The sequence below is a fragment of the Arthrobacter koreensis genome (genome assembly GCF_035792275.1).
Classification (GTDB): Bacteria; Actinomycetota; Actinomycetes; order Actinomycetales; family Micrococcaceae; genus Arthrobacter_B; species Arthrobacter_B koreensis_A.
Genome location: NZ_JAMWKK010000022.1, coordinates 1 through 21,470, shown reverse-complemented (window position 1 = coordinate 21,470; position 21,470 = coordinate 1). Strand labels below are relative to the sequence as shown.

Below are 21,470 nucleotides of genomic sequence, written 5' to 3'. Positions count from 1 at the left end.
GTGGGCAGGACAGCCAATTCAACCAATCAATAAATAATCGGTATCAATAAACTTGGCACACTATTGAGTTCTCAAACAACAGGCACATCCGGCCTACTCGGAAAAACCATTCCCAACCGGGAACTTTATTTTCTTTTCGCACCGCTGTGGTGTTTTACCAGCATATTCCATCCGGGCCGTTTTAGCAATTCGGTGAATTCCGAAGAATTCCATCCAAACCGGCTATTCAAGCCCTTCCGAACCCAGCATCCAGTCCCAGGTTTCCCGCCGGCACACAAGGCACGCAGCAGATCAACCATCGAAAGAAAGTTGGGGTTTGGCCGCCATGCTTCAGGAGCTCCGTGAGCGTCCCGGCCGCGGCGACTCAGAAAACATTACAGGCCCCGGGGCCGCTGCGCAAATCAGGATTACGTGTCCTGCGACACCTCTGGAATCATCATCCGGCTGATGAATTTTCGGTCCTGTTCAAAGGCCCGCAAAACCACGCCGCGTGCGCTGTTCGGGATATTTCCCAGGCTCCCTATATATACGCGTGCTGATGACCCCCTGCAGGAACGCGGGACGCCTGGCCGCCCGCCCTGGGGGTACATCCGGGAAACAGGACAGTGGAGAACGGGCACCCGGGCCGGCCCAATGCGGCGCCGCCGCTGCTCCCTGCCGGCCATCCTAAGACAGGGGTCCTATATAGGGGGCCTATATAGGACGTGCGCAGGGTTCCACAGGCGCCCCGGGGCACCTGCCCGCAGTCGGCCGCAGAACTGGATGCCGCCGTCGTACGTTCCCTGTTCCCGCATCCCCGGGGCCTCCCCGGACGACGGAAAAGGCACCCGAAAAATCGGGTAGACTTGTTCCCGGCCCCTCATGTGGTGTCATCCTGTGAACTCCCCCAGGACCGGAAGGTAGCAAGGGTAAGCGGGCTCTGGCAGGTGCATGGGGGGTCTTTAATTTATCCGGAAACAGCGGGATTGCGCCCCGCCCCGGGCCGGATGCGAACCGTCAGTGCCAACCGATAAGGTTCTATCTGTGAGTACAGCCCTTTACCGCCGCTACCGTCCCGAGAGCTTCGCGGACGTGATCGGCCAGGAGCATGTCACCGAGCCGCTGATGGCGGCCCTCTCCAAGAACCGCGTCAACCACGCCTACCTCTTCTCGGGTCCGCGCGGCTGCGGCAAGACCACCTCTGCACGAATCCTGGCCAGGTGCCTGAACTGCGCCCAGGGCCCGACGCCGACGCCCTGCGGCACGTGCGACAGCTGCGTTGAGCTGGCACGCAACGGCGCCGGCAGCCTTGACGTCATTGAAATCGACGCGGCCAGCCACGGCGGCGTGGACGACGCCCGCGATCTCCGGGAGCGCGCCACCTTCGCCCCCGTCCGGGACCGCTACAAGATCTTCATCATCGATGAAGCCCACATGGTTACCTCCGCAGGGTTCAACGCCCTGCTGAAGATCGTGGAAGAGCCGCCGGAACACATCAAGTTCATCTTCGCCACCACGGAACCGGACAAGGTCATTGGCACCATCCGTTCCCGCACCCACCACTACCCCTTCCGGCTCGTTCCGCCGGAGCCGCTGCTGGCCTACCTCGAGAAGCTCTGCGTGCAGGAAGGCGTCCCGGTTGCCCCGGGCGTGCTGTCCCTGGTGATCCGCGCCGGCGGCGGATCCGTCCGTGACTCCCTCTCCGTCCTGGACCAGCTCATGGCCGGCGCCGGGGAATCCGGCCTGGACTATGAACTGGCCGTGAATCTCCTTGGCTACACCCATGTGGCACTGCTCGACGACGTCGTTGATGCCTTTGCCGCCGGCGATGCCGCCACCGTCTTCAGCGCTGTGGACCGGGTCATCCAGACCGGGCAGGATCCCCGCCGCTTCGTGGAAGACCTCCTGGAACGTTTCCGGGACCTGATCGTGGTCAATGCAATGCCCGACGCCGCTGCCGCCGTGCTCCGCGGTGTGCCCGAAGACCAGATCAACCGGATGCGCACGCAGGCCGCCCAGTTTGGCGGCGCAGAGCTTTCCCGGGCCGCGGACATCACCAATACCGCGCTGACCGAGATGACCGGCGCAACCTCGCCCCGCCTGCACCTGGAACTGCTCTGCGCGCGGATCCTGCTGCCCGCAGCCGACCAGTCCGAACGCGGAACTGCGGCCCGGGTGGACCGGATTGAGCGCCGGCTGAGCTACGCGGGCGACGCCGCCCCGGCCACCGCCATCCCGCAGCAGCGCGCAGCCCAGGCACCCGAAAACACTCCTTCAGCCGGCGCCCCACAGCAGGCCGCTCCGCAGGCACCGTCGCCGGCGGCCCCGGCACCTGCCGCTCCGGAGGCAGCCCCGGCCGCCGCAGCTGCGGGCTTGGGCACCGATTCAAATGGGGCAGCCGACTGGGGCGGAACCTGGGCCACCCCGGCAGCCCCGGCCGCTCCCGCAGCGTCCGGCGCCCGTCAGGCACCTGCGGCCGACGGCGGGCCAAATGCGGCGTCCCCTGCCGCGGCACCCGGCCGCACCTGGGACGACGTCTCCATGGAGGCCGCCTCGCAGCAGCAGGGACAGCAGTCCGCCCAGCAGCGTGGGCCTGCTGCGGATGTCTCACGGCCGCAGGGTCCCCAGCCCGGCCCCGACCACACATCTGCCCCTTCGAACGCTCCGACGGACGCATCCGTGCAGCCCCCGGCACCGGCACAGTCCGCGGCTCCGGCGCAGCAGGGCGACTCGGCCGTGAATGCGCCGGCCGCCCCGTCAGCTGCTGCCGGCCCGGGCCAGGTGGAAATGATCCGCCGTGCATGGCCGGAGATCATGGACGCCCTGACCAGCATCCGCCGGGCCACCTGGCTGAACGTCAGCAAGAACGCCTCCCCGCGTTCCTTCGACGGCCGGGTGCTGGAACTGGCCTTCTCCAACCCGGGTGCAGCAACGAACTTCAACCGTCCGGACCACCTGGAGAACCTCCGCAAGGCCATCCACCAGGTCCTGGGCGTGGACTGCCAGGTCAATGCCGTACATGACAGCTCCGCGTCAGCGGGTGAACCCGGCCCAAAAGCTGGTAGCCGGCTGACCACGCCGGCGCAGACACCCGCACCGGCTTCCGCTCCCGCAACGCGCCAGGCTGCATCCGCTGCTCCTCAGGCTGCCCCGGCTCCCGCTGTTCCGCAGGCGGCCCCGGCTGATGCGGTTCCGCAGGCTGCCCCGGCAGCAGCGCAGGCCCAGACGGGCGGTCCGGAAAAGCCATCCGCTGGATCAGGTGGCCTCCCGGCCACGGGCGGTCCGTCCACGGGCGGAGCTCCCTTCACGGGCGGTCCGGCCTCCGGCGCACCGGCAGCCGGCGGCCCCGCTGCCGGTGCCACAGCCTGGAACATTCCGCCTGCCGCGCCCGCGCGCCCGGAACCTGAAGCGGCCCAGCCGGCTCCGGCCGCCGGTTCGCAGCACCCCGCAGCAGACCGTGCTCCTGCCCAGGCCGGCCCGGCACAGGCCCAGGCCCAGACGGCACCGCAACCGGCCCCGGCACGTTCAGGCCAGGAGCGCCCGCAGCCAGCGCCCCGTCCGCAGCGCTCCGCTCCCGTGGCGGCCCGCAACCCAGCACCGCTGCCCGAGGACTGGCCGCAGGAACCTTCCGAGCCGGCCGACGTACCCGAAAGCAGTGCCTGGGAAACCGCTGCCGTCCCTGACGACATCCATGTCAGCAGCGCCGTCAGCGACGAAGAATGGGCCACCACCAACTGGGCCGGAACCACTGCGGCGCGCCCCGGCACAGGATCCGGCACCCCAGCCCGCACCCCGGTCCACGGCGCAGCCGGATCCGGTCGCGGACCGGCACCGCAGCCGTTAGCGCACGGTTCCACCGCGTCCCCGTTCGCTGCCCAGGCACCGGAGGCAGATCCGAAGGCCTCCAGCCCAAACAGCAGCGGCACTGCTCCGGGGGCAGCAGGTGCCTCCGCGTACACGGCAGCACCGGGAACCGGCGGGAACGCCGCACCCCGGCCCGGCGCACCGGCGAACGCGGCGGGCCAGGCCGGACAGCCTGAGGTGAAGCGCCAGCCGGCCCCCGGCCAGAAGCTCAGCCGTTACCAGCAGCTGCTCAATGAGGCAGCCCAGCGCGGCGGCGGGGCCCCGGCCGCCGCGGCCCGCGGCAACGTAGACTTGGCCTACGTCGAAGATGTACCCAGTGCCGACGATGTAACGCTTGAAGATTCAGGGCTGGTTGGCCGCAAGGCAATCGAGCGGATCCTGGGCGGACGGCTGATTGAGGAACGCAGCCTCGACGGCCACGGCGTCCACCGGTAGCCGTCAGCAACTAACCGGAACAACAACTATTTCCCTAAGAAGGCCACGTGTACGAAGGTGCGGTTCAGGAACTGATCGACGAGTTGGGCCGCCTCCCCGGCGTGGGCCCGAAGTCGGCCCAGCGGATCGCGTTCCACATCCTTGAGTCCAACGCCGAGGACATGTCCCGGCTGGCTTCGGCCATTGTGACAGTGAAGGAAAAGGTGAAGTTCTGCCAGGTGTGCGGCAACGTCACCGAGCAGGAGACCTGCAACATCTGCCGGGACCCCCGCCGCGACCCCACCATGATCTGTGTGGTCGAGGAGTCCAAGGACGTGATCGCCGTCGAGCGCACCCGTTCCTTCCGCGGCCGCTACCACGTCCTCGGCGGCGCCATTAATCCCATCGCCGGCATCGGACCGGACCAGCTGCGCATCCGTGAACTGCTCAGCCGGCTCTCCGATGAGCAGATCAGCGAGATCATCATCGCCACGGACCCGAACCTGGAAGGCGAGGCCACGGCCACCTACCTGGTCCGGATGCTCAAGACCCTCGGCATTACCGTTACCCGGCTGGCTTCGGGACTGCCCGTCGGCGGCGACCTTGAATACGCCGACGAGATTACCCTGGGCCGCGCCTTCGAAGGACGGCGCAGCCTCAGCTAGGCACCCCCCGCCGGGTACTAGGCGATCCGGGTTCCGGCTGCGAGCCTGTGTGCGGGCGTGCGCAGCCGGCGCCAGGCCAGCACCAGTGCCAGCGCCGCTCCCGCGAACTGCACGGCCAGCCCCAGCGGCCAGACGGGGAACGACGACGCCGGAACGCCGTAATCGCGCGGCTCGCCGTTGATGCACTGCGGTCCGCTGGACTCGGCTCCTGCCTGTGCGTACCGAACAGCCTCGCCAATTCCCTGCAGCGGGCCTCCGCTCAGGTCGTCGCCAGAGTACGGCAGGGCGTCTGCCAGGACTACAAAGGGGTTCGCGGCCAGCAGCCAGGCGGTCCGGTCCGTGTGGTAGACATCCGCTTCGAACAGCGGGCCCACACAGCTGAATCCAGGCTCGGTGCCGGAGGGCTGAAGGTAGGCGTCCTCCTCCCACTGCGGCATGTTGGCCTCCACGGTTCCGCGGACGAGCGGCGTGCTCAGCCCAAAGGCGATGACGGTGCCGATGGACAGCAGTGCCACCAGCATGTAGGTCACCACGATCGAAAACAGCGGCCGGTTCGCTAGCGTGGACACCGCCACGCCCAGTGCGCACACCACCCCCAGCTCGATGCCCAGCATCAGCAGGGAAACCGCGGCGATGCCGGGGTCCACCCCGCCCAGCGCCAGCGCCCACAGCAGGAACGGAACACTGGCGGCCAGGAACCCGAGGGACGCCGCCCAGGACGCCAGCCACTTGCCGGCCAGCAGCTGGCCCGGACGCAGCAGGGTTACCTGCAGGACTGCCAGGGTTCCGGCCGCACGGTCGCCGTTGACGGCGTTCGCGGACAGGGCAGGCGCCACCAGCAGCCCGAAAAACAGCACGAAGGCGACCATCAGTTCGAACAACACCTGGCCTGCCGTGGCCTGCTGGTCCGTGACCCAGGCAGTGAAGGCAGCCACCAGTCCGATCACCACAAACCAGACTGCCAGCAGGATGTACCAGCCCCGGGAGCGCAGCCGCTGCTTCATCTCCAGTGCAAAGACGGCCCCTACGCCCTTGAAGAAACCGAGTCCGGTATTTTGCGCGCTGAGTGCTGTGCTCATGGCTTCTCGGCCTCCAGGCTCATGTAAGTCTCTTCGAGTGCTCCGGTGGCCGGCGCGAAGGCATAAACCCCGACGCCGGACTGCACCAGGTACCGCAGCACTTCCGCTGCCTGTTCCTCACCATCCAGCTGCACCCGCACGTGGCTGCGCCGGGTTCCTTCCCCCACGGCCGCGGCCAGGCCCCGGGCTTCCAGCGCCCGCAGCAGTGCGCCGGTGTCCCGGGCACTCACGGCGTACCAGCGAAGCTGCGTGCCGGCGTCGTCCAGGCTTTGAGTCTTGACCGTCTCGCCACCGGAGACGAACACCGCGCGGTCCGCCATCTCATCCAGTTCGGAGAGCACGTGGGAGGAGACCAGGATGGTCTTGCCGGCAGCGGCCAGGCGCCGAAGCAGCAGCCGGAGCTCCACCCGGGAGCCCGGGTCCAGCCCGGAGGCCGGCTCATCGAGCAGAAGCACTGCCGGATCGTGGATGAGCGCGCGGGCCAGGCTCAGCCGCTGCTGCTGTCCGCGGGAAAAGACCCGTGCCGGCTTGTTGGCGAAGTCGGTCAGGCGCACCTCGGCGAGCAGCTCCCCGGCCCGCTGCGCGGCGGCGGCAGGAGCCATACCGTACAGCTTGCCCATCGTGACCAGGATTTCAGTCGCAGTCAGCGAGTCCCAGACCCCCAGGGTGTCCGGCATCCAGCCCACGGAGCGGCGCACAGCCAGTGGATCCTGCATCGGATCAGCACCGGCAATCCGGATACGCCCTGAATCCGGGGCCAGGAGGGACGCCAGCATAAGCAGCAGCGTCGTCTTGCCGGAGCCGTTGGGACCGATCAGCGCAGTGACAGCGCCCGGCGGCGCCTCGAACGTCATGCCGCGGACAGCCTGGACTGTTCCAAAGCTGCGTGTAACTCCCTCGGCGGAAACGCCGCCCGGTTCTGTAATCCCCATCGGGTCACCCTATAGGCCCGCTGCCCCGTCCGGGTCCGCCTGCGGGAATGTGTCGCGGCGCTTCCCGGGCTGCAGCAAAGCGGCTTTCGATGCCCGGGATTCGTTAAGGACAGGTTGAGCGGCATTTCGGCACCATTTCGGTGCCGCAGGACGGCCGCTATAGACTTTGAAGGTTGGCCGCCGCTGCGCGGCCCCCACGGACATTCAGAGCCGCAGCGGTCCCAGCACCGCCGGGCAACAAGTTGGAAGAGTTCCAGAGAGCGTGTACGCATGAGCCTGATAGTGCAGAAATTCGGCGGTTCCTCCGTATCGGACGCCGAAGGCATCAAGCGCGTCGCCAAGCGCGTGGTGGACACCCAGAAGGCGGGCAACGACGTCATTGTGGTGGTTTCCGCGATGGGCGACAGCACCGACGAACTGCTGGACCTGGCCGGACAGATCACCACCGGCGCCTATCCCCGTGAGATGGACATGCTGCTGAGCTCCGGGGAGCGCATCTCCATGGCCCTGCTGGCCATGGCCATCAATGAACTCGGAGCCTCGGCCCAGTCCTTCACCGGCAGCCAGGCGGGCATGATCACCGACGCGATCCACGGCAAGGCCCGCATCATCGACGTGTCCCCGCACCGCATTAAGACGGCCATCGAAAAGGGCGACGTCGCGATCGTCGCCGGCTTCCAGGGCATGAGCCGGGACAGCCACGACATCACCACCCTGGGCCGGGGCGGTTCGGACACCACCGCCGTCGCCCTCGCCGCAGCGCTCGACGCCGACGTCTGCGAGATCTACACGGACGTGGACGGCGTCTACACCGCTGACCCTCGCGTGGCGCCGACCGCCCAGAAGATCGAGAAGATCTCCAGCGAGGAAATGCTGGAGATGGCGGCTTCAGGTGCCAAGATCCTGCACCTGCGCTGCGTGGAATACGCCCGCCGCTTCGGAGTGCCGCTGCATGTGCGGTCCTCCTTCAGCCAGCATGAGGGGACCTGGGTACTGCCCAGCCCGGATGACAAGATCAAGATTCAAGAGGGAGAACCCTTGGAACAGCCCATCATTTCCGGCGTCGCGCATGACCGCTCCGAAGCCAAGCTCACCGTCGTGGGTGTCCCGGACATCCCCGGCAAGGCCGCGGAGATCTTCGGCATTGTTGCCGGCGCCAACACGAACATCGACATGATTGTGCAGAACGTCTCCACCAAGGGTTCGGGCAGGACGGACATTTCCTTCACCCTGCCGATCATTGACGGCCAGGCCGCCATGGCAGCGCTGAACGCCGCCAAGGCCGAGGTTGGCTTCGACAGCATCGACTACGACGAGCAGATCGGCAAGCTCTCCCTGATCGGCGCCGGCATGCGCTCCAACCCGGGCGTCTCGCACCGCTTCTTTGAGGCGCTGCACCTGGCCGGCGTGAACATCGACATGATTTCCACGTCGGAAATCCGCATCTCCGTGGTCACCAGTGCATCCAAGCTCGACGACGCGGTGCGTGCGGTGCACGCAGCATTCGGGCTCGACGGCGAAGCGGAAGCAACCGTATACGGCGGCACCGGCCGCTAACCGCAGCTAGAGCGGGGATTCCTCCGGGAGACGCCGCCTGCTGCGGGCCCGGTGAATCCACAGGGCTGTTGCTGCCAGCACGGCGCCCGTCAGGGCGCCGGCGCTGTTGGCCAGCCAGTCTCCGGTAGTGCAGCTGCGGCCGAGCACGGGAACAAGCGCCTGGACCGCCTCAATCAGTGCGGACAGCGCGCTGCCGGCCAGGAACATGGCAAGGGGCCGCCTGGTTCGGATGCCGGCCAGCAGGACCAGCGGAACAAACAGCACAACGTTGGCCAGCGGTTCCGGTGCCGCCAGGTGGGCCAGCCCGCCGTCCACCAGGCACCGTGTTTCCACCGTACGGTAGGTCGTGGGAAACAGGGTCAGAAGCAGGACCGCCGCGGCCGTAATCCGCAGCAGCCGCCGGGCCGTCCCTGGACGGGACAACAGCCAGACGCCAAGCAGTGGCCCCACGACGACGAGCGCTATGAACGCGGTCTGCCCCATCCACGCGTGGGTGCTCAGAAAATGGCTAATAACGACCGCTGGGGATGATGCAGAGGCGCCGCCTGAGGCGGGACACCCGGCTTTCCTTCTTGACCATGCTGCAGCACCTCTCCGACGGGAACCTGCTCACATACTAGATCACCGGCGGATACAGCCGTGGCGTTCGGTTCCCACCAGGACTCAGTACAGGTGCTCGCGGAACAGCGGTGCGTGGAAATAGTCCTGGTACACCACGGGTTCGGCCGGTTCGCGGTGCGGCTTGCCGTCCACATACTCCCGGTCCACTCCGTAGTGGTGGCCTGCGCTGTCTATTTCGACGACGTAGTCCGGCAGTCCGGACTGGTTTTCCGGTATTTCGTCTTCGGGCAGCCTCGGCTCGCTGCCGCTGCCCGGCTCCGGCATGGTTGCCATGTGGATCCCCTCCTTTAAGGACCAGTGCAGGTCCCTACAGGATAGGATTCCGGCCCGGAAAAAGACCCCGGCTTCGGAAAGTCAGTCCGCTTTGCGGGGCAGGATGTAGCTGCTGCCGTCAGCGCGCTTCACAGTTTCCCACTTTGCCTTCTCCTCGGCCTGCTGGACCTCGAGGAGGCGCTTGTTCTCCTCGGTCATGTCATGGGTCAGGGAAGAGCTCTGGGCGGGTCCGAAAATCAGCCGTGCCTTGCCGGTTGCGCGCATGAATTTCGCGGTGAAGCTTTCCCGAGCTGCCATGAGATGTCCCTTCCGAGGTGTACCTGTGATCTATAGTACGCTAATTGTTAGTGCACTAAACATTGAGGAGGCGGCCATGGATCCGGTCGACGATGATCTGCTGCTGGAACACCAGCTGTGCTTCGCCCTGTCCGTCGCATCCCGGTCGGTAGTTGGGGCGTACCGTCCCGTCCTGGAGGACCTGGGCGTCACCCATCCGCAGTACCTGGTGCTGCTGGCCCTGTGGGAGCAGAGCCCGCGCACGGTGCGGAACCTCAGTGAGGCACTCCTGATGGAACCGGCCACCCTCTCCCCCATGCTCAAGCGGATGGAGAGCGCCGGCCTGGTCTCACGCAACCGGGCGCCTGACAATGACCGCTCGCTGGCCGTGGACCTGACCGAACGCGGGCGCACGCTGCGCCGGAAGGCCCTTGCCGTTCCGGGTGCCATGATGGAGCGCCTGCAGCTGAGCCGGGAAGAAGTCCTGGAACTCAACGCTTCGATGCGCAGGCTCATCGGGGCCACCCAGGAGCCGGCCGGCCACGCTGACCTCAAATAGCCAAATTCGCTCGTAAAAAGCAACAACGGCATAACAATTGAAGTGTGTTATATAAGCCACCTGATTTCCAAAATACTAAAACTAATCCGGCGTATTCTTCTTCGCGTCCTGAAACGCACCCATGGGCGGCGCCATGCCTGCCCCAAGGAGAAGATTCCCGTGGCAACACCGCCTTCAGCCAGGCAAAAACAGCCCAAAGCCTCAATGGGCCAGCGCGCTGCCCGCGTGCTGCGCAGGGAAAAGAAGAAATACCCGCATGACACCCACCCCGGTCTGGTGCCCGGAATCGCCGTTGACGACCAGCGCGTCCGTTATGGGACCGATCCCCTGGTTTTCGGCGTCGCCGCAGTGCTGGTCCTTGGTTTCGTGGGCTGGGGCGTCTTCTCCACGGAGACGCTGAAATCGGTCTCCGACCTTGCCCTGGGCTGGGTCGTCACGAATACGGGCTGGCTTTTCAGCTCCCTGCTGGTAGTGATCCTGGTGTTTATGCTCTTCATCGGCTTCAGCCGTTACGGCAAAATCCCGCTCGGCGTCGACGGGGAAAAACCCGAGTATTCCAAGTTCTCGTGGGTAGCCATGATGTTCTCCGCAGGTGTGGGGATCGGCCTGTTTTTCTTCGGTCCGTTCGAGCCGCTGACGTATTTCATGTCACCGGCTCCCGGCGAGGCCCAGCCTGAAACGACCGAAGCCCTGCACAAAGCCATGGCCCAGACCTACTTCCACTGGGGATTCAACGCCTGGGCCATCTATGCCCTGGTGGGCGCGGCCGTGGCTTACGGTTCCTACCGCCGCGGCCGGGTCCCGCTGATGAGCGCCATCTTCACCCCGCTGCTCGGACGCAGGCAGGCGGATGGACCTGCCGGGCGGCTCATCGACATGTTCGCCATTGTCGCCACCCTTTTTGGCACGGCAGCGTCGCTTGGCATCGGCGCTCTCCAGATTGGCCGCGGCGTTGAAATCGTCAGCGGCATCGGCCAGCTGCCCAATGCGGCACTGATCGGGATCATCGCCGTACTCACGGCGGCGTTCATTGCCTCCGCTGTTTCCGGGATTGGCCGTGGCATCCGCCGGCTGTCCAACATCAACATGTCCCTGGCGATTGTCCTGGTGGTCTTTATCTTCCTGACCGGGCCCACGCTGTTCCTGCTGAACCTGATTCCCGCTTCCATCACTGAGTACCTCTCCGACCTACTGCACCTGATGAGCAAGGGACCGTCGTGGGGAGCTGAGGCAGCCGACTTCTCCGCCAACTGGACGGTCTTCTACTGGGCCTGGTGGATTTCCTGGTCCCCGTTCGTCGGCATCTTCCTGGCCCGGATCTCCCGCGGCCGGACGCTGCGCGAATACGTGCAGTACGTCCTGGTGGTGCCCACCCTGGTGTGCGTGATTGCCTTTGGCATCTTCGGCGGCACGGCGATCTGGATGCGAACGCAGGGCGCGGATATCTCCGCCGACGGAGCCCCGGAAGCCCTGTTCTTCCAGATCCTGGACGGCCTTCCGCTGGGAACCATCACACCGTTCCTCGCCATGTTCTGCATCGCCATTTTCTTCATTACCTCCGCCGACTCCGCCTCGCTGGTCATGGGCAGCCTCTCCCAGCGCGGCAAGCCGGAGCCGGACCGGAAAGTCACCGTCTTCTGGGGCCTGGCCATGATGGGCATCGCCGTCGTCATGCTGCTGGTGGGCGGCAATGAGGCGCTGTCCGGCCTGCAGAACCTGATTATCGTTTCCGCCCTTCCTTTCGCCGTCATCCTGGCGCTGATGATGGTCGCTTTCACCCGGGATCTGCAGACCGATCCGCTGATCATCCGCCGGGAGTACGCATCTGCCGCCCTTGAGCAGGCGGTGCGCACCGGCATCGACGAACACGGCGACGACTTCGCGATCTCCGTGCAGAAGGCCCCGCAGGGCCAGGGCGCCGGCGCCGACTTCGACTCCCACAACAAGACCGTCACGGACTGGTACCAGCGGACCGATGAAGACGGGAAGCCGGTGGATTATGACTATGAGTCAGGCGAGTATGCCGACGGATGGACCGCCGACGGCGGTTCCGGCACCCCGGCAGAACCCGGCGCGGCTGGCGCCGGCGCCGAGGGGGACAGCGACGACGACAGCGGAGTGTCCGGGGATAAACGGTCCACACCGGTCAGCTAGGAGGGCGGGCCGCATGGCGGGATAATGGGGGCCGTGAGCCTCTCTTATTCCGCCGTGCTGCCTGAGGAAGCCTGGCTTCCACGCCAGGCCGCCTATCAGGAGCGGGTGCGCCCGTTTACGGACGGTTTCCTGCGCCGGCGGTCCGCCGGGCAGAAACATCCGGTGGAGGACTTCCTCTTTACCTACTACTCCCTGAAACCAGGCCAGCTGCTGCGCTGGCACCCGGGTGCCGGCGTCGTGCTGACCGGTGCCGCCGCGGCGGAGCGGGCGGGCTGGAAGTTCTACCGCACCCTGGCGCCGGAGGAACTGGTGGCCCTCGGACTGGATCCGGAAACCCCTGCCGTCACGGTGGACCTGGCCGGATTTGCTGCAGCCCGCGGAACAGCCGCCGGTTTCACCCGGATGCTGCTCTCGCGCACCGCTGCGCGCAAACCGTCCCTCGGCTGCTTCGGCATGCACGAGTGGGCCATGGCCTACAAGTCAGAAGTGAACGGCATCCGGCATGAATACCTCGGGCTGCGGCTGGGGGCAGAGGGGACGAATGACCTGGTGGAGCAGAGCCGGATCCGCTGCACCCACTTCGATGCGTTCCGGTTCTACGCACCCGAAGCCATTTCCCTCAATGAGCTGGCGCCCACGCGGAAAAACCAGCGCGATCTTGAACAGCCCGGCTGCCTGCACGCGAACATGGACCTGTATAAGTGGGCCTACAAGCTGACACCGCTGCTGCCCGGTGACCTGGTGATGGACTGCTTCGAACTGGCCTGGCGCATCCGTGAAATGGATATGCGGGCATCTCCGTATGATCTGCAGGACTGGGGCTATGAACCCATCCAGGTAGAGACGCCGGCGGGGCGGGCGGCGTACGCTTCCCTGCAACGCGGTTTCACCGAGGAATCGCAGCAGCTGCGGGTCCGCATCCTGGACCTGCTTGATCCTTTCCAGGAGCAGCTATGCAGCCCGAACCCACCGGCCGGGTCCACCGCACCGGAGAAGACTCCTACAACCTGGTCCTGACCCGGCGGTTCACCGGCACTCCGTCAGAGGTCTGGCCGAGTTTCACGAATGCGGAGCAGGCTGCCGGGTGGATCGGACGCTGGAACGGCACTCCGGAACCCGGCTCGGACTTCGATTTCCAGATGCTCTACGAAGAAGAGCAGCCAAGCAGCCGTGCCCGGCTCACCCAATGCGTGCCGCGGGAGCGCCTGCATGTCCTCATGGAGGACGAGGGAGGCAGCTGGGACCTGGAGGTCCGGCTGTGGGAGGACGACGGCGGCACGCGGCTCGAGTTCATCCAGCACCTTGCCGATCCGGCAGCCGCGGAGGACACCGGTCCCGGGTGGGAGTACTACCTCGACCGGCTCGGCACCGCACGCAGCGGCGGCACCCCGCCCGAGTTCGACCAGCATTACCTCGACCAGGCACCTTATTACGCAGCGCAGGCACGGAACGCAGCTGCCTCCCCGCCGCCAACCTGATCGTTCGCGCCGTGCCTCGCGGGCATTGGCTAGGCTGTATGCCAATCGACTCCGGAAGGTCTCCCACATGCCGAACCGCCTGCCCCGCACCGTCCTGGCGCTTGCCGCCGCAGCACTTCTGCTCGCGGGCTGCGCCGATTCGAATCCGGGCAGCGCGCCGTCGTCCACCCAGCCGGCAGCGTCGCCCACCGCGTCCTCTCCTTCCGCGCCGCCGGCGGCCGCAACGTCGCTGAGCGTGGAACTGATGGCCGACGGCGAAGCCGTCACGGACACCTGGACCCTGGCCTGCGACGGCGCCGCTCCCGCCGGCGAATCAGGCGCACCCGATCCTGCGGCGGCCTGCGCCGCACTGGCCGAGGGCGGAACCGCACTGTTCGCGGAGCCGGGCAGCGACGTCGCCTGCACGATGCAGTACGGCGGACCGCAGCGGGCGGTTGTGAGCGGAACCGTGGAGGGCGAAGAGGTTGCGGCTGAGTTCGCGGCTTCGGACGGCTGCCAGATCAGCCGCTGGGACGCGCTTAGCGGACTGCTTGGTCCGGCAATGGGGGCCATGTAGCGCTTCCCTCAGCTGCTGCGGCCACGGGAAGATCCCGCTTTCGGCGCAGGTAAACCTGCTTGCGTACGCGAGCCACCACGTCCCCGCTGGAGTCCCGGACTTCCACGGTGAACCACTCGAGCACCTTCGCGCCGCCCGACGCCGCTTTCCGCAGCCGCTCAATGTCAGCTTCCGTAATGGCAAAGTGTGCGTAGACGTCGCCCTTGCCGGGCTTGAGGAAGTCGACTTCGGCTGCCCGGTCCCAGATCACGTTCTCCTTGCCCAGGTGGCGCAGCAGCAGCATCATCCAGAACGGGTCCGTCATGGCAAAGAGGCTGCCGCCGAACAGCACGCCCGCAACGTTGCGGTTCCACCAGTGCAGCCGCAGGCGGACCGTGGCGGAGAGGAAATCTTCGGGCAGCTCAGTGATCCTGATGCCGGAGAAGAGGAAGGGCGGCCAGAGATTCATGGACCGCCGGACGAGGCCCGGTCGGGCAGCAACGAGTTTCACCGGTCCACTCTATCGAGTGTGATCCAGCCCATTCCAACTTCCATAGTAAGCACCCTTAGGGCTACTATTGAATCAGCTTGCTTACTATCCACGTACGGACCGCGCTTTGACAGGCGCACCGGGCTTAACCGGAGGAACCAGATTGTCGATCGAAGCAACACCCGAAGACCCGCAGTGCCCGGCAGTTGCCGGCACGCAGGCACCTGCCGAATACGTGCCGTGGTGCTCGTACTGCGGCACCGATGAGTACCTGATCATCGAATCCGTGGAACCGTCCAGGACCGCCGACGCGGCAGAGTTCCTGGAAATCAGCTATACCTGCGGTGAGTGCGACCGTTTTTACGGCCACCCCGTCCGCCATTCCCCGCTGTGGGCCCGCGTGGCCACTGCCGAACCGGCGGATATTGAGTACCTGCACTGCGGCGAGCCGATGAAGCCAAAGGACACCCGCACGGTTTCGCTCTCCGAGCCGCTGAGCACCGACCCGGATGCGGACACCGGGGACGTGCGCCTGGAAATCAACATCCTGCGCTGCACGTGCGGGTTCCAGATCGAACTTCCGGCCTAGCCGCCGGGATCCAAGTGGGAGCGCTTCCGGATTCTCCGGGAGCGCTCCGCTTGTTTAGGGCCGGCATTACCCGGGGAGGGTCCATGCGCACCTTCAAGGTCACCGCCGTACTGGCAGCCGCTGCTGCGTCACTGTCCCTGGCGGCCTGCGCCGCCGCAGCACCGACCAGCCTTGACGCGGTCCGGGACGAAGGAACCATCGTCGTCGGCACGGAGGGAACATACCGCCCCTTCAGCTTCCACGAGAACGGTGTGGGCGGGCTGACCGGCTACGACGTCGAGATCACCGAAGCCGTTGCAGACAAACTCGGTGTTGAGGTCCAGTTTGAAGAAGCACAGTGGGATGCGCTCTTCGCCGGGCTGAACGCCGGACGCTTCGCCATGGTGGCCAACCAGGTATCTGTCACTCCGGAGCGCGAGGGATCATATGAGTTTTCCGAGCCTTATACCGTGAGTCCCGGGGTAATAGTGGTGCGGGAGGGGGACTCCGCCATCACGTCTTTCGCTGACCTGGCCGGAAAAACGACCGCCCAGTCACTGTCCAGCAACTGGTACACCCTGGCGCAGGAAAACGGGGCCAGCGTGGAAGCGGTCGAGGGATGGGCACAGTCCGTTTCACTGCTGGAACAGGGACGCGTGGACGCGACGGTCAATGACCGGCTGACTTTCCTTGACTACATGCTGCAGACACCGGATGCACCGATTCAGGTTGCCGCGGAAACCGATGACCCGGCCCTCATGGCTTTTGCCTTCGCCAAGGACAACACTGAGCTGCGTGACGCCGTGAATGCCGCACTGAAGGAGCTGCGAGACGACGGCACGCTGGCAGAGATTTCAATGAAGTACTTCGGCGAAGACGTTTCGCAGTAAGGACCGCCGTGGATCAGCCGACGTGGGACCTCGTAGTCAGTTCCTTCCTGCCCCTGCTCGGCGGTGCCGTTACGGGAACCATCCCGCTGGCGCTGATTTCCTTCGCGGCGGGACTGGTCCTGGCGCTGGGCGTGGCCCTGATGCGGCTGTCCAGGTTCCGGCTGGTCTCCGGCATCGCACGGGCGTACGTGTCGATCATCCGGGGCACTCCGCTGCTGGTTCAGCTGTTTGTCATCTTCTATGGCCTCCCGTCGATCGGAATCCTGGTCAATCCGTGGCCCAGCGCCATCATCGCCTTCTCGCTGAACGTGGGAGGGTACGCCGCGGAAGTAATCCGGGCCGCGATCCTCTCGGTGCCGCGCGGCCAGTGGGAAGCCGCCTACACCATCCGGATGTGCCCGGTGCAGACGCTGACCCGGGTGATCCTCCCGCAGGCGGCGCGGGTCTCGGTGCCCCCGCTGTCCAACACGTTCATCAGCCTGGTCAAGGACACGTCCCTGGCATCGCTGATCCTCGTCACGGAACTGTTCCGCCGGGCACAGGAAATTGCGGCGTTCAGCCAGGAGTTCATGGTCATTTACATCGAGGCCGCCCTTATTTACTGGCTGATCTGTGTGGTGCTCTCGACTGGCCAGTCAGCGTTGGAGAGGAGGCTGGACCGCCATGTCGCAGCCTGAAGATTCACAGGTCCCCGTGCTGCGTGCCCGGGGCCTGCACAAAAGCTTCGGCAGCGTGGAGGTCCTCAAGGGAATAGACCTTGAAATTCCGCGCGGCCAGGTCGTGGCACTGATCGGCCCCAGCGGGTCGGGGAAGACCACCGTGCTGCGCTGCCTCAACGGCCTGGAGGTACCGGACTCGGGGACCGTGCAGTTTGACGGCGGCACCACAGTGGACTTCGGTGCGAAACCTGCCCGCTCAGCGGTCTCCGGCCTGCGGGAACACAGCGCCATGGTGTTCCAGCACTACAACCTGTTTCCGCACCGCACCGTGCTGGAAAACGTTATCGAAGGACCGGTGCGGGTGCAGCGGCGCCCCAAAGACGATGCCACAGCGGACGCAATGGCCCTGCTTTCGAGGGTGGGACTTGAGGACAAGGCCAGCGCCTACCCGAACGAGCTTTCCGGCGGGCAGCAGCAGCGGGTAGGCATCGTCCGGGCACTGGCGCTGAAGCCGCGCCTGCTGCTCTTCGACGAGCCCACCTCGGCACTGGATCCCGAACTGGTAGGCGAAGTCCTGGAAACCATCCGGGAACTGGCCGCCGAAGGCTGGACCATGCTGCTGGTCACCCATGAGCTGCGCTTCGCCCGGGACGTGGCGGACTCGGTGGTGTTCATGGACGGCGGCCTCGTGGTGGAAGCCGGACCGCCGTCCGAGGTGCTTGGTGCCCCGCGGCAGGAACGCACCCTGCAGTTCGTCCAGCGGCTGCTCAACCACTAGCCCGTCCCCGGCCCTCCGTCCAAATCGAGATGGCAGAAAGTGCTCGTTTCGGGCCTGTAACGGGCACTTTCTGCTATCTCGGCGTGCGGCCGTAGAATGAAGGAGCAAGCTCGCGGAGCGCTGAATCAGCGTGAGACGGCACGGTCCGCGGCCACCCCTTTTCACTCACAGGAGTTACCCCGATGCCCCGGATCGTTGTTGACGTCATGCCCAAGCCCGAGATCCTCGATCCGCAGGGCAAGGCCATTGCCGGCGCCCTTCCCCGACTGGGCCTGAACGGCTTCACCGGGGTCCGCCAGGGCAAGCGCTTCGAACTCACCGTTGACGGCGACGTCACCCCCGAAATCCTCGAGCAGGCCCGCACCGCAGCTGCCACTCTGCTCTCCAACCCCGTCATTGAAGACGTCACCCGCGTCGAAGTTATTTCGGAGGCTTAGTCTTGAGCACCCCGCTGATCGGCGACTACTCCGCCGCGCCCGAGGACGCTGCCCTGCGCGCCGTCCGCGTTGGCGTCATCACCTTCCCCGGCACGCTTGACGACCGCGACGCCGCACGCGCCGTGCGCCTGGCCGGCGGCACCGCCGTCGAACTCTGGCACGGTGAAGCGAACCTGCACGACGTCGACGCCGTCATCATCCCCGGAGGCTTCTCCTACGGTGACTACCTGCGCGCCGGAGCGATTTCCCGCTTCGCGCCGCTGATGGAAAAGGTTGTGGACGCGTCCAAGGGCGGCATGCCCGTCCTCGGCATCTGCAACGGTTTCCAGATCCTCACCGAGGCGCACCTGCTGCCGGGGTCGATGATCAAGAACGACCACCTGAAGTTCATGTGCCGGGACCAGCTGCTGCGCGTGGAGAACAACACCACGGCCTGGACCTCCGCCTACGGGCAGGGCGAAGGCATGGTCATCCCGCTGAAGAACCAGGACGGCCAGTACGTCGCCGACGAAAAGACCCTGGACGAGCTCGAAGGCGAAGGCCGCGTGGTCTTCCGCTACGACGGCTTCAACCCGAACGGCTCGCGCCGCGACATCGCCGGCATCACCAACGCCGCCGGCAACGTCGTCGGCCTGATGCCGCACCCCGAACACGCTGTGGAAGCCGGCTTCGGCCCGGATTCCTCTGCCCGCGGCGACGTCGCGCTGCGCGGCGGCACCGACGGAATCGGCGTCTTCAGCTCTGTACTCACCTCGCTCGTTGCCGGAGGCAAATAATGACCGTGTCCGCTAACTCCACCGCCGAGCAGAAGAAGTTCAACATCGACACCGTTGAGCACGCGGCGTCCACCCCGGACACCCCGCTGCCCTGGGCCGAACTGGGCCTGAAGGAAGACGAATACAACCGCGTCGTGGAAATCCTGGGCCGCCGTCCCACCGCCGCTGAACTGGCGATGTACTCGGTCATGTGGTCCGAGCACTGCTCCTACAAGTCCTCCAAGGTGCATCTGAAGCAGTTCGGTGACAAGGTCACCGAGAAGATGAAGGAGCACCTGCTGGTCGGCATCGGCGAGAACGCCGGCGTCGTGGACATCGGTGAAGGCTGGGCGGTGACCTTCAAGGTCGAATCCCACAACCACCCGTCCTTCGTGGAGCCCTACCAGGGCGCCGCGACCGGCGTCGGCGGCATTGTCCGCGACATCATCTCCATGGGCGCCCGCCCGGTGGCCGTGATGGACCCGCTGCGCTTCGGTGCAATCGACCACCCGGACACCGCCCGCCTGGTGCACGGCATCGTCTCCGGCATCGGCGGCTACGGCAACTCCCTGGGCCTGCCCAACATCGGCGGTGAAGTTGTTTTCGACTCCGTCTACCAGGGCAACCCGCTGGTCAACGCGCTGGCCGTGGGCGTCATGCGGCACGAGGACATCCGTCTGGCCAACGCCTCCGGCGCCGGCAACAAGGTGGTCCTGTTCGGTGCGCGCACCGGCGGCGACGGCATTGGCGGCGCCTCCGTGCTGGCCTCCGAGTCCTTCGACGACGCCAAGCCCTCCAAGCGCCCCGCGGTGCAGGTGGGCGACCCCTTCGCCGAGAAGGTGCTCATCGAGTGCTGCCTGGAACTGTTCAAGGCCTCCGTGGTCGAAGGCATCCAGGACCTCGGCGCCGCCGGCATCTCCTGCGCGACGTCGGAACTCGCCTCCAACGGCGACGGCGGCATGCATGTTGAGCTCACCAAGGTTCTGCTCCGCGACCCGTCCCTGACCCCGGGCGAAATCCTGATGTCCGAGTCGCAGGAACGCATGATGGCCGTCGTGACGCCGGAGAACGTGGAAGCGTTCGAGGCGATCATGGACAAGTGGAACGTCGAATACTCCTGGCTCGGCGAAGTCACCGGCACCGGCCGCCTGATCATCGACTGGGACGGCGAAACGATCGTCGACGTCGATCCGCGCACCGTCGCCCACGAGGGCCCGGTCTACAACCGTCCGTTCCACCGCCCCGAGTGGCTCGACGGCGTGCAGTCCGATTCCTTCTCCGCGGAGCGCCCGTTCGGCGGAGAAGCTGTGAAGCAGGCCGTACTGGAACTGATGGCGTCCCCGAACATGTGCGACAAGTCCTGGGTCACCAACCAGTACGACCGCTATGTGCAGGGCAACACGGCCCTGGCCATGCCCGACGACGCCGGCGTGATCCGCGTGGACGAGGAAACCGGCCTGGGCGTTGCAATCTCCACAGACGCCAACGGCCGCTACACCTACCTGAACCCGTACGAGGGCGCCAAGCTGGCCCTCGCCGAGTCCTACCGCAACGTCGCCACCTCCGGTGCGCGCCCGATGGCCGTCACCGACTGCCTGAACTTCGGCTCCCCCGAGGATCCCGAGGTCATGTGGCAGTTCGCCGAGGCCGTCCGCGGTCTGGCCGACGGCTGCCAGGAGCTCGGCGTGCCCGTCACGGGCGGCAACGTTTCGCTCTACAACCAGACCGGCGGCGTCGCCATCCATCCCACCCCCGTGGTGGGCGTGCTCGGCGTGTTCGACGACGTTGCCCGCCGCACGCCGTCGGGCTGGCGCGAGGACGGACAGGCCATCTACCTGATGGGCGTCACCCGCGACGAGCTGGACGGCTCCGAGTTCGCCAACCTGCGCGGACACCTGGGCGGCCAGCCGCCGAAGGTGGACCTGCAGGCGGAGAAGCTGCTTGGCGACCTGCTGATCAACGCTTCCCGCGACGGCATGATCGACTCCGCACACGACCTCTCCGAGGGCGGCCTTGCCGCTGCGCTGTCCGAGATGGCGCTCCGCTTCGGCGTCGGCGCCCGGATCGGGCTGGACGAAGTGGCTGAGCGTGACGGCGTGGACCTGTTCACGCTGCTGTTCTCCGAGTCCCAGGCACGTGCCGTGGTCTCCGTGGCCCGCAGCGAGGAAGTCCGGTTCAAGGACATGTGCAGTGCCCGCGGTTTCGCGCACTCCCGCATCGGCGTCGTGGACACCGAGATCGGTGCGCTGGACTTCCAGGGACACTTCGTCCTGCCCCTCGAGGAGCTGAAGGAAGCCCACGAAGGGACCCTGCCGAAGCACTTCGGCTAACCTCCCAGGCCCGTCCCAACCCATCGAGAGGCCAGTTACGGCTCGTTTGAAGCGGGTGAAGTCATATGGTCGTTGCAACGTTCTGATTGATGGAGCGTTTGATGGTCAAGGTCTTTGCCTCACATGTCCGAACGGATTTTGTGGACTTGGTGTGTTCGGGTGTCCCTGTTGGCGAAG

The 21,470-nt window shown here is 66.0% G+C and carries 21 protein-coding genes and 1 other RNA gene; 16 read left to right on the top strand and 6 right to left on the bottom strand.

Features of this window, described 5'->3' with window-relative positions; translation table 11 throughout:
• Positions 1 to 850: 850 nt before the first annotated feature.
• The 3 genes from ffs (at position 851) to recR (ending at position 4,922) form a co-directional block, all read left to right on the top strand.
• An RNA gene (ffs, locus tag NGB94_RS16330) (signal recognition particle sRNA small type) lies at positions 851 to 946 on the top strand.
• A gap of 77 nt (positions 947 to 1,023) precedes the next feature.
• Positions 1,024 to 4,278 carry a DNA polymerase III subunit gamma and tau gene (locus NGB94_RS16325; protein ID WP_325791766.1) on the top strand — a complete coding sequence of 1,085 codons (3,255 nt, stop codon included), beginning with the start codon at positions 1,024 to 1,026 and terminating at the stop codon, positions 4,276 to 4,278.
• A 47-nt stretch (positions 4,279 to 4,325) separates the two neighbouring features.
• A complete protein-coding gene (gene recR / locus NGB94_RS16320) occupies positions 4,326 to 4,922 on the top strand; it encodes a recombination mediator RecR (RefSeq protein ID WP_055240637.1) in 597 nt (198 codons plus the stop codon).
• 17 nt (positions 4,923 to 4,939) lie between these two features.
• On the opposite strand, the gene NGB94_RS16315 is transcribed toward recR, so the two are convergent.
• Together NGB94_RS16315 and NGB94_RS16310 are read right to left on the bottom strand one after the other, a co-directional pair.
• A complete protein-coding gene (locus NGB94_RS16315) occupies positions 4,940 to 6,001 on the bottom strand; it encodes an ABC transporter permease (protein ID WP_325791765.1) in 1,062 nt (353 codons plus the stop codon).
• Positions 5,998 to 6,933: an ABC transporter ATP-binding protein gene (locus NGB94_RS16310; RefSeq protein WP_325791764.1), complete on the bottom strand. Its 936-nt coding sequence runs from the start codon at positions 6,931 to 6,933 to the stop codon at positions 5,998 to 6,000. The genes NGB94_RS16315 and NGB94_RS16310 overlap by 4 nt, the downstream gene beginning before the upstream one ends.
• Before the next feature lie 270 nt (positions 6,934 to 7,203).
• Between NGB94_RS16310 and NGB94_RS16305 the strand changes: the two genes are divergently transcribed.
• Positions 7,204 to 8,490 (top strand): aspartate kinase, encoded by a 1,287-nt coding sequence (locus NGB94_RS16305; protein ID WP_325791762.1) that lies wholly within the window; start codon positions 7,204 to 7,206, stop codon positions 8,488 to 8,490.
• Positions 8,491 to 8,496: 6 nt separating this feature from the next.
• On the opposite strand, the gene NGB94_RS16300 is transcribed toward NGB94_RS16305, so the two are convergent.
• The 3 genes from NGB94_RS16300 to NGB94_RS16290 all read right to left on the bottom strand — a co-directional run bounded on the left by NGB94_RS16300 (position 8,497) and on the right by NGB94_RS16290 (position 9,681).
• Positions 8,497 to 8,973 (bottom strand): VanZ family protein, encoded by a 477-nt coding sequence (locus NGB94_RS16300; protein WP_325791761.1) that lies wholly within the window; start codon positions 8,971 to 8,973, stop codon positions 8,497 to 8,499.
• 180 nt (positions 8,974 to 9,153) lie between these two features.
• A complete protein-coding gene (locus NGB94_RS16295) occupies positions 9,154 to 9,384 on the bottom strand; it encodes a hypothetical protein (RefSeq protein ID WP_325791760.1) in 231 nt (76 codons plus the stop codon).
• 81 nt (positions 9,385 to 9,465) lie between these two features.
• Positions 9,466 to 9,681, bottom strand: a complete 216-nt coding sequence (locus tag NGB94_RS16290; protein WP_325791759.1) for a hypothetical protein — start codon at positions 9,679 to 9,681, stop codon at positions 9,466 to 9,468.
• A 76-nt stretch (positions 9,682 to 9,757) separates the two neighbouring features.
• On the opposite strand from NGB94_RS16290, the gene NGB94_RS16285 reads away from it, so the two are divergent.
• From NGB94_RS16285 to NGB94_RS16265, 5 genes are all read left to right on the top strand, one after another.
• Positions 9,758 to 10,219: a MarR family transcriptional regulator gene (locus NGB94_RS16285; protein ID WP_325791758.1), complete on the top strand. Its 462-nt coding sequence runs from the start codon at positions 9,758 to 9,760 to the stop codon at positions 10,217 to 10,219.
• 159 nt (positions 10,220 to 10,378) lie between these two features.
• On the top strand, positions 10,379 to 12,373 hold the full coding sequence (locus NGB94_RS16280) for a BCCT family transporter (protein WP_325791757.1): 1,995 nt from the start codon (positions 10,379 to 10,381) through the stop codon (positions 12,371 to 12,373).
• 24 nt (positions 12,374 to 12,397) lie between these two features.
• A complete protein-coding gene (locus NGB94_RS16275) occupies positions 12,398 to 13,390 on the top strand; it encodes a 3-methyladenine DNA glycosylase (RefSeq protein WP_418910675.1) in 993 nt (330 codons plus the stop codon).
• Positions 13,327 to 13,851, top strand: a complete 525-nt coding sequence (locus tag NGB94_RS16270) for an SRPBCC domain-containing protein (protein WP_325791755.1) — start codon at positions 13,327 to 13,329, stop codon at positions 13,849 to 13,851. Before NGB94_RS16275 ends, NGB94_RS16270 begins: the two co-directional genes overlap by 64 nt.
• A gap of 67 nt (positions 13,852 to 13,918) precedes the next feature.
• Complete coding sequence (locus NGB94_RS16265; RefSeq protein ID WP_325791754.1) at positions 13,919 to 14,407, top strand: serine protease inhibitor; 489 nt, start codon at positions 13,919 to 13,921, stop codon at positions 14,405 to 14,407.
• Here NGB94_RS16265 and NGB94_RS16260 read toward each other — a convergent pair.
• A complete protein-coding gene (locus tag NGB94_RS16260; RefSeq protein WP_325791753.1) occupies positions 14,370 to 14,897 on the bottom strand; it encodes a DUF4442 domain-containing protein in 528 nt (175 codons plus the stop codon). The genes NGB94_RS16265 and NGB94_RS16260 overlap by 38 nt on opposite strands.
• 142 nt (positions 14,898 to 15,039) lie before the next feature.
• Here NGB94_RS16260 and NGB94_RS16255 point away from each other — a divergent pair, with 142 nt between their 5' ends.
• From NGB94_RS16255 to purL, 7 genes are all read left to right on the top strand, one after another.
• Entirely contained in the window at positions 15,040 to 15,465 is a 426-nt protein-coding gene (locus NGB94_RS16255) for a hypothetical protein (RefSeq protein ID WP_325791752.1), read from the top strand.
• Between the two features lie 83 nt (positions 15,466 to 15,548).
• On the top strand, positions 15,549 to 16,334 hold the full coding sequence (locus NGB94_RS16250; RefSeq protein WP_325791751.1) for an amino acid ABC transporter substrate-binding protein: 786 nt from the start codon (positions 15,549 to 15,551) through the stop codon (positions 16,332 to 16,334).
• 8 nt (positions 16,335 to 16,342) lie between these two features.
• Positions 16,343 to 17,011 carry an ABC transporter permease subunit gene (locus NGB94_RS16245; protein WP_325791750.1) on the top strand — a complete coding sequence of 223 codons (669 nt, stop codon included), beginning with the start codon at positions 16,343 to 16,345 and terminating at the stop codon, positions 17,009 to 17,011.
• Complete coding sequence (locus NGB94_RS16240; RefSeq protein ID WP_325791749.1) at positions 16,998 to 17,771, top strand: amino acid ABC transporter ATP-binding protein; 774 nt, start codon at positions 16,998 to 17,000, stop codon at positions 17,769 to 17,771. Before NGB94_RS16245 ends, NGB94_RS16240 begins: the two co-directional genes overlap by 14 nt.
• Before the next feature lie 182 nt (positions 17,772 to 17,953).
• Complete coding sequence (gene purS, locus NGB94_RS16235; protein WP_091600688.1) at positions 17,954 to 18,208, top strand: phosphoribosylformylglycinamidine synthase subunit PurS; 255 nt, start codon at positions 17,954 to 17,956, stop codon at positions 18,206 to 18,208.
• A 2-nt stretch (positions 18,209 to 18,210) separates the two neighbouring features.
• Complete coding sequence (gene purQ, locus NGB94_RS16230) at positions 18,211 to 18,984, top strand: phosphoribosylformylglycinamidine synthase subunit PurQ (RefSeq protein WP_418910674.1); 774 nt, start codon at positions 18,211 to 18,213, stop codon at positions 18,982 to 18,984.
• Positions 18,984 to 21,293: a phosphoribosylformylglycinamidine synthase subunit PurL gene (gene purL / locus NGB94_RS16225; protein WP_325791748.1), complete on the top strand. Its 2,310-nt coding sequence runs from the start codon at positions 18,984 to 18,986 to the stop codon at positions 21,291 to 21,293. The genes purQ and purL overlap by 1 nt, the downstream gene beginning before the upstream one ends.
• The last annotated feature ends 177 nt before the right edge of the window (positions 21,294 to 21,470 follow it).